Origin of the sequence: Streptococcus orisratti DSM 15617 (assembly GCF_000380105.1) — a bacterium.
Classification (GTDB): domain Bacteria; phylum Bacillota; class Bacilli; order Lactobacillales; family Streptococcaceae; genus Streptococcus; species Streptococcus orisratti.
Genome location: NZ_KB904458.1, coordinates 1 through 14,059 on the forward strand (window position 1 = coordinate 1; position 14,059 = coordinate 14,059).

Genomic DNA, 14,059 nt, shown 5'->3' on the forward strand with positions numbered 1-14,059 from the left:
CAGGATCAAACTCTCATTTAAAAGTTTGAGCTTGCGCTCGCGTCATTGCTGACTTATTGTTTCTTGACAGGTTACTTCCGTAACCCGCACGTTTGGTTCGTCTTCTTGTTCAGTTCTCAAAGGTCTTCGCCTCTCTCGAGACAACTTCTTTATTCTATCAAACCTTTTCTAACTTGTCAACTACTTTTTTTACCTTTTTTTCTTCCGTATTGACTTCCTGTTTGACAGCTATGTCAGTATAGCAAACTTCTTGTTCTTTTGTCAACTATTTTTGAGGATAGTTTATTCTTGCTCAATGGTAAGTTCTAAAATGAAGTTAACCACTTTATATCAGCGCTTTGTCCCTACTGAGGATGGATATTGCCGAAATGGGCACTTACAAAAGCAATCTGATGCGGTTATCATCGTTAGCTACTTCTAGACAACTCAAGAGGGTTGCCAAACTGCGAGTGCTATTAGCATTTCATTCGCAACCTGAGAGTATCATTATTAGACTTGTTCGGTAACTGCATCATCTCATGGTTGATGATGCCACAAATCAATTCAGCTCTTAAGTTAAACCGTTTTCTACGATTACGATAAGGCTGTGCCATGATTTGAAAGGTTTTGAATTTAGCATTAAAATGCTCAATTTCAATACGCATTTTAGCTATCTCTTTATTCAGCTGCTTGTCCTCTTCGGTTAAGGGGTGGTTTCTAGAACATTTAGCAGGAATAAAGGTATTTTCATGAAATTTCAAGATACCTAAATACCCTAAATCTACGAAATAAGGGTGCTTTGAAGCAAACTATAGCCAATACTCTCCTTAAAAAGGGTAAAATCATGCGTATGCCCATCTGAAAAAGCCAAAGGAAGTTAGCAAATCATCCCCAAGCGTTGGGTTGTAGAGCGGACATTCTCTTGGGTAAACCATTCCCGAAGATTAGCCAAGGATGCTGAAAAATCGGAGGTTGCTTTTATCAAAGTATCACATATTAGTCTTAATAAGAGTATGATGATGTTGTGAATACAGGTTCTTAAAAAGTGCCACCTTTTCCATCTTCATATACACAATTTTGCACAACCTTAAGTGTTAAAAGTTCTTGCCAACTCTCATGTATTTTATATATAGAAATCCCCAGCGAAAAAAGTTATCCACTAGAGTTGCTAACCAAACACCCGATAACCCTAGCTGCAGGGTAACTCCTAATACATATCCCAAAAGAACTCGAACAAACCACATACCAAAACTTGTTGCATAAAAAGGCATTTTAGAATTTCCCAGTCCTTGCCATACTGCCGTGAAAATCAAAGTTCCCGCTGTTGCTGGCCCACCAATAAATGAATAGAATAGAACAACGTGACTAGCCTGTCGTGCTCCGCTATTTTCTGTAAAGAAACTAGTCCAGTAATCTCCAAACAAAAAAGTTAGCAAGCCAACTATAATCATGAGGCAAGCTGAAATAAGATATGATTCTCGCACAATCTTTTTCAATTCATAATAATCACCACTTCCCAAGTAGTGTGCCACAAGAATAACTGTTGCAGTTGCCATCCCCAGACCAGGCATATAATTAAACTGAGTCAAGCTCTCCCCAATCGCGTTCCCAGCTACAGTCTCTGTCCCAAATTGAACAACAATAGCAATGATAACTACATCACCAGCTCGCATCATAAGCCGTTCACCAGCCGCTGGTAAAGAAAGCGTGAGCAAATTCTTATCTAAACTAAGAGTCAAATTCTCAAGAATTTTCTTTACAGGAAGCTGACTACCTAGTAATGCAATACCTATAAAGCGCGAAAGTACCGTAGCAATAGCAACTCCAACAATTCCCCAATCAAAGACAAAGACAGCTAAGGCCGATAAAAGCGCATTAACGAGATTAATTAAGAGGCTGACATACATTGGTAGGCGTGTTTTCCCTTGTGCTCGCAAAAATGAAGCTAAAGTAGTCAACAAACCAAGACTGACTATCAGCCCACCAACAATTTTAAGATACAAGCCTCCAGAATCAGCTACAGCTTTTTCCATCCCGAACAGGGCTAGTAGATTTTCCCCGAAGAAAACTGTGACAATGCCCAATATAAAACTTATTATTATAGTGACAAGCAAGCCCTGAGCTTGATAATAAAACTGCTTCGAGATATTCTTTTCACCACGACTCTTAGCAATAAGACTAGATATAGCAGCCCCTAATGCAATAAAAAGCGCTTGATAAATGCTGATGATATTATTGGCTACCGAAACCCCTGATACTGCAATCAGGCTGATTTGAGATACAAGATAGCTGTCAACAAGGCCCATGAGCATTTGAAGAAGATTTTCTACCATAGCAGGTAGAGCAATATTTAAAAGTGTTCTCTTACTGTTCATATAACCTTTCAAATTGAATCAATGAAATGAAGAAAAGTGTGATTTCTCTGACTGCCCCTTCTAAACGAAAGGAAGGCTTGGAAACTTTAGTATTCCAAGCCCTCTTTTTCAGATGTGTCAAAGACGAGGTTCTATCAACCTCTAACAAAAATTAAAATCAGAGACCCAAGTACTCTTCCACAGCTTTTTGCATATCAACAGTGGCAACAACCGTTTTGTGGCGAACTATGGCTCTATCCAACCCATCAACCGCAGCAGGAATAGTTACACCAGAAAGTTGGTGCAATACTTCAACAGCTTTAAAATCATCACCACTGTCTTTACCTGTGATGGCAGACACAGCTACACGCGGGAATTTGTATGGACTCGCTGTCGAGGCTATGACTGTTGGTGTTTTATCTCCTGTCTTAGCTGCGTAGGTTTGATAAACCCTAGATGCAACAGCCGTGTGGGGATCTTCAACATAGCTACACTCATCATAAACTCGCTTGATTTCGGTTGCCGTTTCTTCTTCGGTTGCAAATCCTGCGGCAAATAGATTTAAAATATCTTGGTTAACATCACCAAGCGTGTACTCACCTGTTGTTGTAAGATTATCCATAAGTTGCTTGGTTTTAGCTGCGTTATTTCCTGAAAGATGGAAGATCAGACGCTCCAAGTTCGAAGACACAAGAATATCCATGGATGGGCTTGTGGTAACCTTGAAAGATCGCTTTTTATCATAGGTTCCTGTTGTAAAGAAATCTGTCAGAACATTATTTTCATTAGAGGCACAGATAAGTTTGTTGACTGGAACTCCAATTTGTTTCGCATAGTACGCGGCTAGGATATTTCCAAAATTTCCTGTTGGAACGGTGAAGTTAACCTTATCACCATTTTGAATATCGCCAGATTTAACTAGCTGAGCATAAGCATAAACGTAATAGACTACTTGAGGCACTAGGCGACCAATATTCATTGAGTTTGCGGAAGAAAACTGAGTTTTGTGCGCCAGCAATTTATCGCGCAAATCAGTATCATTAAACATACGTTTCACATCTGTCTGAGCATCATCAAAGTTTCCATCGATAGCAACAACGTGGGTATTGGCGCCAATTTGTGTTGTCATTTGTAGCTCTTGGATTTTTGAGACACCGTCTTTTGGATAGAAGACAATGATTTCTGTTCCAGGAACATCAGCAAAACCAGCCATAGCAGCTTTTCCTGTATCACCCGATGTAGCCGTTAAAATCACAATCTTATTATCAACACCTTGTTTCTTCGCTGATGTTGTCAATAGATAAGGCAAGATGGATAGTGCCATGTCTTTAAAGGCAATCGTTGACCCATGAAAAAGTTCTAGATTGTATTGATTACCCAATTTTACCAAAGGAGCAATAGTTGGCGTATCAAATTTGGCATCATAAGCATTGCTAATGCAGTAGTCAAGTTCCTCTTCTGTAAAATCATCCAAAAAGGCTGAGAGAACCAACTTGGCCACTTCCTGGTAAGAAGCACTTTTGAGTCTATCAAAGTCAAGTGCCACTTGCGGCGTTGTTAAAGGAGTGAACAGTCCTCCATCTGCCGCTAAACCTTGCAAGATCGCCTGGCTAGCTGTTACTCGATTGTTTTCGTCACGGGTTGATTGGTAAACAAGCGTCATGATAAATCCTCTTTATTTAGATAGTCTTTTTAGCATTATACCATAATTATCAGAAAATTTGAGAATTTTCTCAATAAATTTCTATTCTTATGATTGGGTCCCTTATGATTGGGTTATCGCTAATACTTTGTGCTTTTGGTTTTATAGAAATAGCCTTTTGTGTCAGAGTGCCCTATTTTTCAAACCTATTAGCTAGTAACAGCCCTTAGAAGAAGAGAACACTTCCTTGAAACAAACAGCTATCACACTTCACTTTTAATCTCTCACAAAATTCCTTGTCCTAAACTCTGATACAAAAACGCCATTCCTAAGAATAGCGCCAATACCTTTAATTTCCCCACCGTGGATCCATTCCTGCAATGAAAATCCAAACAATTGCTAACACTTCATAAAAGCGCTCAGCCATCTCCTTACCCCCTTTGTTTGTTACATCTTATGTCACATTTATTATAGCGCTCAGCCTGAACAATGTAAAGGTTTTCTTGGGATTTTTTCAAATAATTAATGACATATAGTGTTATAAAAAAGCCAAGACCTCAGGTCTCAGCTTTTTTAGGGAGAATTATAACTGAAAACTTATTTACGACGTCCTGGACGTTCTGCGTAACCATAGTAAGCATCCGCCATGATTTCTTCCATGTCAGCTACCATTGGCAAGCGTGGGTTAGCAGGTGAACATTGATCTTCATAAGCAAGAAGAGCAATTTCATGCAAGCTATCTTTCCAAACTTTTTCATCAATACCTTGATCTTTGAAGTTCATCTTAATACCAACAGCTACTCCAAGATCGTAAACAGCCTTAGCATAAGCTTCAACGGCTTCTTCTGGAGTTGAACATGGCAATCCTAACATACGAGCGATGTCTTGGAATTTTTCATCTGCTTTCCAATAGTTATATTTAGGCCATGTTGTTGTTTTAGATGGACGAGTTCCGTTGTAGCGGATAACATATGGAAGCAAGATAGCATTTGTACGACCGTGGATAGTGTGGTGTACCCCACCAATCTTATGGGCCATAGAGTGGCTCATACCGAGAAAGGCGTTGGCAAAGGCCATACCTGCCATTGTAGAAGCATTATGCATTTTTTCGCGTGCTTCAGGATCTGCTGTTTTTACAGATTTTTCAAGGTATTGGAAGACCAATTTGATGGTTTGAAGAGCAAGACCATCAGTGTAGTCGTTGGCAAAGTTCGAAGTATAAGCTTCTGTTGCGTGAGTCAGAACATCCATACCTGTATCAGCTGCGATAAAGGCAGGAACTGATTCAACCAAAGCTGGGTCAACAATAGCAATTGTTGGAGTCAAGGCATAGTCAGCCAATGGATATTTACGGTTATTAGCTTTATCAGAGATTACAGCAAATGGTGTTACTTCTGATCCTGTACCAGATGTTGTTGGGATACCAATATATTTCGCTTTCTTACCAAGAGATGGGAATTTGAAGGCACGTTTACGGATATCCATGAATTTTTGGACAAGGTCACTGAAGTCAACTTCTGGTTGTTCGTAGAACATCCACATACCTTTGGCTGCATCCATTGGTGACCCTCCGCCAAGTGCAATAATGGTATCTGGCTCAAATTGGCGCATCACTTCTGTACCACGACGGATTGTTGTGATGTCTGGATCTGGTTCAACATCTGAGAACACTTGGATAGTTACTTTGTTAGCACGAAGGTTCAGTTGATCAATAATGCGTTGTACAAAACCAAGTTTTTCGATAGATTTATCTGTAACAATCATAACACGGTTAATATCTTCACAAGTTTGAAGGTATTGAATTGAGTTACGTTCGAAGTAGATTTTTGAAGGAACTTTAAACCATTGCATATTATTTCTACGTTTCCCTACTTTCTTGATATTAAGAAGGTTGATAGCAGATACGTTATCACCAACTGAGTTGCGTCCGTATGAACCACATCCAAGTGTCAATGATGGAATGAAAGCATTATAAACATCACCGATACCACCAAATGTTGATGGTGAGTTCCAGATGATACGCATTGCTTTCATTTCAGTACCGAAACGTTTTGCAAGAGCTTCGTCTTTTGTATGGATAGCGGCTGAGTGTCCAAGACCATTGAATTCAACCATTTGACGTGCTTTTTTCAAACCGTCTTCAGTGTCTTCTGCTTTAAGAACAGCGATAACTGGAGAAAGTTTTTCACGAGTCAATGGTTCTTTTTCACCAACTTCTGCACATTCAGCAGCCAAAATATTAGTTCCTTCTGGAACTTTGAAACCTGCTTGTTCTGCAATCCATGCAGCTGGTTTACCAACAATGTCTGCGTTTAATTTGGCTTCTGCACAGTTCTTGCTGTTAGCTTTTACACCAAAGCAGTATTCTTCAAGAAGAGCCTTTTCTTTCTTGTTAACAAAGTAAGTTTTATATGATTTGAACTCTTCAACAAAGTCATCATAGATTTCTTTATCAATGATAACAGCTTGTTCAGAGGCACAGACCATACCATTATCAAATGATTTAGACATCACAATGTCATGAGCAGCCTGACGAATATCAGCTGATTTTTCAACATAAGCAGGAACGTTACCAGCACCTACCCCAAGAGCTGGTTTACCACATGAATAAGCGGCACGAACCATAGCATTACCACCAGTCGCAAGGATAGTCGCAATACCATCGTGGTTCATCAAAGCGTTTGTTGCTTGAATAGAAGGCTCTGTAATCCATTGGATACAGTTTTCAGGCGCTCCAGCTTTAACCGCAGCATCATAAACAATTTTAGCCGCATGCGCTGATGATTCTTGAGCTGATGGGTGGAAACCGAAAACAATTGGATTACGAGTTTTGAGAGCAATCAATGATTTAAAGATTGCAGTTGAAGTTGGGTTAGTTGTTGGAGTTACCCCACAGATAACACCGACTGGTTCAGCAATTTTAGTCAATCCTGTAATCGGATCATCTTCAATGACACCAACTGTCTTAACGCCACGCATATTGTTAACAACATGTTCGCAGGCAAAAAGATTTTTAGTTGCTTTATCTTCAAAGACACCCCGACCTGTTTCTTCAACCGCATGTGCTGCCAAGATTCCGTGTGCATCAAGAGCTGCTACAGAAGCTTTTGCCACGATATAATCCACTTGTTCCTGATTAAGTTTACGGAACTCTTCAAGAGCAACAAGACCTTTTTGAACAAGTTCATCAACGTGTGCTTGAGCTTGAGCAAGTTTTTCTTCTGGTGTGACAGTTTTTTCAGCCATATTTTTCTCCTTTAGAAACACCTTGTTAAATGTTTCACAATTTTTATTACATGTTCATTATATCACAATATTTTTTTTTGTAAACCATTTCACATAAAATTTGTGAATTTTTTTTCAAACCTTTTTTTCAAACTTTTTGCCTACCATTCTACATACCTTTGAAGCCTTTTCCTGATACTCAAAGAAAATCAAAATCATACTGGACGACGCCAACACAGATAAAGCTTAAAGTCATCTAATCAATAATGTCTGAGTTGGATTTTCAATATTAAAAAGCCCACCTTTCAGTGAACTTTTTATGACGCTAAGACTCACCCTTAGCTGAGCGTTTAGCTGCTTTTTGAATAGCTTTCTGGATAGTTTTAACATATAAATCTGCCCCCGTGCTGTCACTATCACTATAGTGTACGCCATCTGTTCCAGACCAGATGGCTGGATTTTCAACAGCAGCCTTGTACCAATCTGCGACAGTAACATAAGAATATGTTTTAGCCAAACTCAGCTCATAATCTCTAACCTCAGCTACCGCAGCATCGTTTCCAGCATTATACGGAGTAACAAGAACCAAGCGATAACCGTCAGGCAAAGCATCAATAAATTGCTGTAAGTCGTCTTGATAGTTCCCCAAAGAATTGACACCTACCGCCAAAACAGTGGTTTTAGATAGAGTGTTTGAATCAATTTGGTTTTTAAAAATGTTAAAAGCTTCACTAAAATTACGGCTGACTGCAGCGTCCAACTGAACCTCTGGTAAAAGACTCGCAAAAGCTGACGATGATCTTAAAGCAACTGAATCTCCTATCACACTGACATTGCTTAAAGCTGAGGCGTCCCCAGCTGCTAAAGTATGGGTACGATTCATATTATTCTGGGCTTGTTGAAGAGAATCAACTAATAGATTGGTTTCAAATTTACCAACTTTAGGAGCAATAGCAGCGGTTGCTATCGTGATAATGGTTAACACTCCAGCCGTCCCCAAAAGCCATTTTTTATATGGACTGAGATCTAATTGTAAACCAAATAGATTTGGCTTTTTCCCAACAATGTAGGGTTCAATCACATAATAGGACAAGCTAGCAAAGACAAGAGAAAAAATAGTTGTTGTTAAAGCTGCAAGCCAGTTGTTAGCTAACTGACCAAAGATGATGTAAAAAGGCCAATGAAAAAGATAAATACCATAAGAAATATCTGCTAAAAACGTGATTATCTTGGGTTCGCGAACATTTGGAGTTTGTTCATGTAAAACACGCGCTGCATAAATCATGACACTAGCAAAGAGACTCGCTAGTATGAACCCAAATAAATAAGTAAATTGATGATTAAAATCAAGCAAAAAGGTCAGGAGCAAAAGGAGAGCAAAACTTGTTGCCATGACTGTGACCACACGCTTTCTTGGCCAAAGAATAATATTTTTCTTAAATCGTTTGGTAGTCTCGTTGATACCTGACATAGTCGCAAACATCGCGCCTAGGAAAAAAGGAAAACTGTGAGAGAGAGTTGAGAAATAAATCATTGAAACATTTTCAACAAAAAAACTTCTGATAAACATAGACAAAAAGCTGACAAGAAACAAGCCTGTTGAAAGAACAAAAACTAACCCCCGAAACTGTTTAGAACCTACATTCCTTTTTGTCAAAATCCAAAGTAAAACTCCCCAAAGGAGATAAAAATGTACCTCAATAGCCAAACTCCAAGTGTGAACAAATAAATGCGGGATAAACTGGCTTTCATAATTGCCACCAGTTATCATCTCATATAAATTTGTCGTAAATCCTAAAACTGATGCAATTTGTTGACCAATGCTTGCACGAAAGTCATCACGCACCAAAAGCGTAAACGGCATAACAATCAGTATCATCAAGACTACCGGCGGCACAATTCTATAAAAACGTCGCTTAAGAAAGCCTAGCAAATTAATTTTTTCGCTTTTTGCATATTCATCAATCAAAAGCGCTGTTATCAGGTACCCAGAAAAAGTGAAGAAAATATCAACACCAATAAATCCCCCTGAAAAAGTATTTTGAAAGAAGTGATAGAGTAGAACTAGCAAAAGTCCTGTTACACGTACCAGTGAAAACCATTTTATTCTCATTTTTGATAAATCCCTTGTTTAAAGGTTCCTTTATAAACCTTTTTATCTTGTGCTACTAGTGTCCCTTGCCCATCAGCTTGACCATTTTTAAAGTCTCCTTTATATGACCAACCTGTGCTTGAAGTGAAGGTTCCTTGTCCGTCAAAGACACCATTGACAAATTGACCTTCATAAACATCACCATTTTCATAAGTCAGCTTCCCTTTGCCGTTCATACGGTGGTTGACAACATAACCTGTATAAACAAGCTTTCCGTGGTTGTAACGGAGGGTTGCTTTAGACTTCTGGTTTACGGTTAAGACCGACAGTCCGCAACATAGTATCACCAGTACAGCAAGTAACTCTATGCGTCCTCGTGTTAAGTTTATTTTTTTCATTTTCTTTTTCCTTATTTTCATGACAGTAGTTGCGCTAGCCATTTTTCACAGCCAGTTTTGACCAAATCATAGGTCTCTTCAAAATCACCAGTGAACCACGGATCTGGGACGCCATCTTTCCTAAAAATAACTATCTTATCATCATATTTTCCTTGAGAGAGACGTTGCAAATCCGCAACATTTTCATCGTCCATACCGATAATCAAGTCAAAAACTTCTAAATCTTTCAAGCTAATTTGCTGAGAGCGTTTTTGACGATCAAAAGCAATGGCATGTCTTTTGAAAATTCTCTGCGTGTCTGGATGAATAGGGTTACCATGTTCCCAATTCGATGTTGCCCGACTTTCGACGCGAATATCGTACCCTTTTGCAAGATCTTTCATGACAAATTCAGCCATGGGACTACGGCAGATATTCCCCAGACAAACAAAAACGACTTGCTTCATCACAATCTCCTAATTCAAAATGATAATCTTACTCTCATTATAACAAAATTTAATCGTATGTTACATTCAAATTAATCAAAGATTTCGAAGGGATGCGTTTTCATATCAAAAAGCTAGAACAAACATGCCTAGCTCCTTACATTTTATAGTTTTTATTACGTCATTAACTCGCATTACCGTACTGCAGTAGTGCCAATAGCTTATTGTCCAGTGCTAAAAGCAAACCGAAAGACTATAGCGTTGATTTGTAAAATCAGAATTTAACCTCTACTCACTGGATAAAATAATGTTTAACCCTTGTCTGACAAAGGGTAACCTAGGTGTTCATAAGCTTTGGCAGTTGCTACCCGACCGGTTCTTGTTCGCATGATAAATCCTTTTTGAATAAGGTATGGCTCATACATGTCCTCAACTGTATCACGTTCTTCAGCAATATTGACAGACAGAGTGCCTAGACCAACAGGGCCGCCATTATACATTTCAATCATGGTTCGAAGGATTTTTTGGTCAACATAATCCAAGCCCTGATGATCAACATCCAGCATATTGAGAGCCTTATCAGTAATATCCGCAGTGATGACGCCATCTCCCATAATCTGAGCATAGTCACGGACACGCTTGAGTAGTCTATTAGCAATTCGCGGAGTCCCTCGGCTACGTTGTGCTAATTCTAGCGCAGCTTCATGGACGATTTCCATCTCAAAAATCGCTGCGGTTCGCTCAACAATCTCTGTTAAATCTTCCACTTCGTAGTATTCCATATGACCCGTAATTCCAAAACGTGCCCGCAAAGGATTAGACAACATGCCTGCTCGTGTCGTGGCTCCAATGAGTGTGAAAGGTGGTAAATCGAGGTGAACACTACGACTAGTGTCACCAGCCCCTATCATAATGTCAATGTAAAAATCCTCCATGGCCGAATACAGCACTTCTTCAACAGCCATCGGCATACGGTGAATTTCATCAATAAAAAGGACATCTCCTGGTTCAAGATCGTTCAAAATAGCAACTAAGTCACCTGCTTTTTCAATTGCAGGTCCAGAGGTTTGCTTTAGATTTACTCCTAATTCATTGGCGATAACAAAAGCCATCGTCGTCTTACCGAGCCCAGGGGGGCCAAAAAGTAAAACATGATCTAGCGACTCGTCACGTAGTTTAGCAGCCTCAATAAAAATCTTAAGTTGATCTTTAACCTTGTCCTGTCCAATGTATTCTTTTAAAAACTGAGGACGAAGCGTACGTTCAACAAATTCTTCATCACCCATTACATCATTATCTAAAATTCTAGTCATAAGACTATTATAGCAGAAAAAATAGCCTAAAAGACTACTTTTGCTATAATGAACTCATAACTGTGTTCAGTACTTCCATCTAAGGATATTTTTTCAGCTACGCATCGTTAGTTTTTTCAAAATACAGTCAGTATCCCCTTGAAAAACTGCCTTGATTAGCGAAAACTATCTCTTATATAAAAGCACTTTACTTGTGAATACAGGTTCCAAAATTGGCATATGTGACTCCTTTTTTGTTATGGTATAAAAAGTTTAATGTTTTGCATATTTACATAGTAGTAAATCAAAGATTCCACCAAAAGAAATCTCCTAGTAAGTTAGCATTCTTAGCAAAAATAGCTGTCGCAAGAACTAGATAAAGTCGATATTGTTTCCAATTTTTCATAATTTTGGGTCCTCCAAATTTTTATTATTTACATTTTTTAGTATATCTTTTATTACCAAAAAGCAACATGACATTTTTGTCATGTTGCACAATCTTTTTGCCATTCTTCTTGTAATTTTGTCTCTAAATATTCATCTTCCATTATATTAGAAAAAAGCAACGCTTTGCTATAACAAGCTTCTGCTCGTTTCTTATCTTTTAATAGTTGTAAACTTAGTTTCCATTCAATCATATTCAAAATAGGAGATTTTTGAAAGTCTTGAATCTTAGACATGATACGCTCACAAATTTTTATAAGCATCTCAATTTTTTCAATATTAGCAATTTCCAGATAGACCCCACAAGCATGTATAAGTAAATTATTTAAAACAAATAATGTTTCTATATTGAAGTTGTCTCTCTGTTCAATTAAATTATTAACAAGTTTATTGAAGTCTTTAAGACTAGCAGACTCCCCTTTTTTAATTTCCGATATAATGCTCATAAAATAAATGTCTATAACAACTAAATCATTTAAACTATAATTATTTTTTTTAGTTATTTGTTCAAAATAATCGTCTATAATACCTAAACCAAAGGAAATATTATTACTCATATGTATATCAAGCTTTGCTTGCAGACAATCAATAACCAATTGCTCATACTCTGGGAGAGTGTCATAAAATACTTCTGAAACTTCATCAAGTTGTTCCTCACGTGTTTTAATTCTTTCAGGTTCCGCGTACAAAGGAGTCCTCAAAATCAGATACTTTAGTTCTTTATATCGCTTTGGAGGCTCTAAACTTTTTTCATCTGTCAACTCTCCAAGTTGAACTCCTAATCGACTTGCAATGAACTGTGCTTTTGATAAATTAGGTAGGGAACCCGTCTCAATTCTGGCTAATTGTCTAACTGAGAGTTCGGTTTCATCTCCGCAAAATTCTTCTCGCGGAATTTCTCTTTGCTCTCTTAGATACCTAACTTTTTCTCCAAATTGGTTTATCATTCAAAAATTCTCCTAATTATTCTTAAGTTATACTAAATTTGGTGACACTTCATACTATTCTTCTATTAGCTTTTTGTCGCTTTGCTATAAACTGAGCTTTCGACAAGGTCGGTAGCGATCCAGTTTCTATTCTTGCTAATTGCCTAACCGACAATTCGGTTTCATCTCCACAAAACTCTTCTCTCACAATTCCTTTTGATTCTCCTAACTCTCGAACCTTAATCCCAAAATCACTGATACAAATTAAAGAGTTTGAAACAAAAATGTCATGTTGCCTCGCTAATTTATTTTGGATACTAATTTTCTCCATTCTTCTTCTAACTTATTTACAAGATAGTCACCGTTTATTACTCCAGCGAATAAAATAGCCTGTTTATAACATTCTTCAGCTTGTTTAAAATCATTCAAGCCAAACCAACAATATTCCCATTTTAGCATATAATAGATGGGCATTTTTTGAAAATCCTGAATTTTTGTCATTATCTGATGGCTTATCAGTAATATCCTATCCAGATCATCATATCGCTGTAATCGAACTGATACATCTGCACAAACAAGCAAGATGCTATTCAACAAATATAAATCCTCTATAGGTAAAGTTTGTGATTGATTGATAAGATTAGTTTTTATTTTTTCATAAAATATCTCATCAAAAATTGTCTTATCAAAATTGGAAACAACCGAACAAAGGAGAAAAAGTTCTATCAAAACTAGGTCATTTAATTTATATAACTTTCTCTTTTTTAACTGATTAAAATAATCTTTGATTACTTCTGTTCCAAAATCAACATTACCAGTTTGATATACTTCAAATTTGGATTGAATAAAAGTAACCATCAGTTTTTCTTCCTCTGGTAGTTTATCATAATAATCCTCATAAATTTCATCAAACTGTTCTTCACGAACTTTGAGTTTCTCTGAATCCATATATGTTGGTGTTCGTAAAATCAAGTATTTCAATTCTTTATAACGATCTGGAAGTTCTAAGCTCTCCCCATCTGTCAATTCTCCAAGACTAACACCCAGTCGCTTCGCTATAAACTGAGCTTTCGACAAGGTCGGTAGCGATCCAGTTTCTATTCTTGCTAATTGCCTAACTGAAAGTTCAGTTTCATCTCCGCAAAACTCCTCTCTCGCAATTCCTTTTGATTCTCTTAACTGTCGGACCTTAACTCCAAAATCACCAAGCATAATCATCCCCTCTCTGACAGAGTTTTAAGTTTTATTTAAATAATTGTAACATACATTTTCATTTTCTGAA

9 protein-coding genes and 4 pseudogenes are annotated in these 14,059 nt (G+C 37.8%); 2 read left to right on the top strand and 11 right to left on the bottom strand.

Annotated elements, in window-relative coordinates; genetic code table 11:
• Positions 1–313 precede the first annotated feature (313 nt).
• Positions 314–418, top strand: a pseudogene (locus A3I7_RS14840) (IS982 family transposase); the annotation flags it as partial.
• A gap of 37 nt (positions 419–455) precedes the next feature.
• On the opposite strand, the pseudogene A3I7_RS13095 reads toward A3I7_RS14840, so the two are convergent.
• Positions 456–850, bottom strand: a pseudogene (locus tag A3I7_RS13095) (transposase family protein); the annotation flags it as partial.
• 13 nt (positions 851–863) lie between these two features.
• Between A3I7_RS13095 and A3I7_RS14845 the strand changes: the two are divergent.
• Positions 864–947 (top strand): annotated as a pseudogene (locus A3I7_RS14845) (IS5/IS1182 family transposase); the annotation flags it as partial.
• A gap of 126 nt (positions 948–1,073) precedes the next feature.
• Here A3I7_RS14845 and A3I7_RS0103630 read toward each other — a convergent pair.
• The 10 genes and pseudogenes from A3I7_RS0103630 to A3I7_RS0103680 form a co-directional block, all read right to left on the bottom strand.
• Positions 1,074–2,354, bottom strand: coding sequence for an MATE family efflux transporter (locus A3I7_RS0103630; RefSeq protein WP_018375423.1), 1,281 nt, complete (start codon positions 2,352–2,354; stop codon positions 1,074–1,076).
• A 157-nt stretch (positions 2,355–2,511) separates the two neighbouring features.
• Positions 2,512–3,996, bottom strand: coding sequence for a threonine synthase (gene thrC / locus A3I7_RS0103635; protein ID WP_018375424.1), 1,485 nt, complete (start codon positions 3,994–3,996; stop codon positions 2,512–2,514).
• Between the two features lie 576 nt (positions 3,997–4,572).
• Positions 4,573–7,221, bottom strand: a complete 2,649-nt coding sequence (gene adhE, locus A3I7_RS0103640; RefSeq protein WP_018375425.1) for a bifunctional acetaldehyde-CoA/alcohol dehydrogenase — start codon at positions 7,219–7,221, stop codon at positions 4,573–4,575.
• 304 nt (positions 7,222–7,525) lie between these two features.
• Positions 7,526–9,313: an acyltransferase family protein gene (locus A3I7_RS0103645; RefSeq protein ID WP_018375426.1), complete on the bottom strand. Its 1,788-nt coding sequence runs from the start codon at positions 9,311–9,313 to the stop codon at positions 7,526–7,528.
• Positions 9,310–9,690, bottom strand: coding sequence for an MORN repeat-containing protein (locus tag A3I7_RS0103650; protein WP_018375427.1), 381 nt, complete (start codon positions 9,688–9,690; stop codon positions 9,310–9,312). Before A3I7_RS0103650 ends, A3I7_RS0103645 begins: the two co-directional genes overlap by 4 nt.
• 17 nt (positions 9,691–9,707) lie before the next feature.
• On the bottom strand, positions 9,708–10,136 hold the full coding sequence (locus tag A3I7_RS0103655) for a low molecular weight protein-tyrosine-phosphatase (protein ID WP_018375428.1): 429 nt from the start codon (positions 10,134–10,136) through the stop codon (positions 9,708–9,710).
• Positions 10,137–10,426: 290 nt separating this feature from the next.
• Complete coding sequence (ruvB, locus tag A3I7_RS0103660) at positions 10,427–11,428, bottom strand: Holliday junction branch migration DNA helicase RuvB (protein WP_026217115.1); 1,002 nt, start codon at positions 11,426–11,428, stop codon at positions 10,427–10,429.
• Positions 11,429–11,892: 464 nt separating this feature from the next.
• Positions 11,893–12,798 carry a helix-turn-helix domain-containing protein gene (locus A3I7_RS0103670; RefSeq protein WP_018375431.1) on the bottom strand — a complete coding sequence of 302 codons (906 nt, stop codon included), beginning with the start codon at positions 12,796–12,798 and terminating at the stop codon, positions 11,893–11,895.
• A gap of 76 nt (positions 12,799–12,874) precedes the next feature.
• A pseudogene (locus A3I7_RS14000) lies at positions 12,875–13,042 on the bottom strand (helix-turn-helix domain-containing protein); the annotation flags it as partial.
• 35 nt (positions 13,043–13,077) lie between these two features.
• Positions 13,078–13,989, bottom strand: a complete 912-nt coding sequence (locus A3I7_RS0103680) for a helix-turn-helix domain-containing protein (RefSeq protein WP_018375433.1) — start codon at positions 13,987–13,989, stop codon at positions 13,078–13,080.
• Between the last annotated feature and the right edge of the window lie 70 nt (positions 13,990–14,059).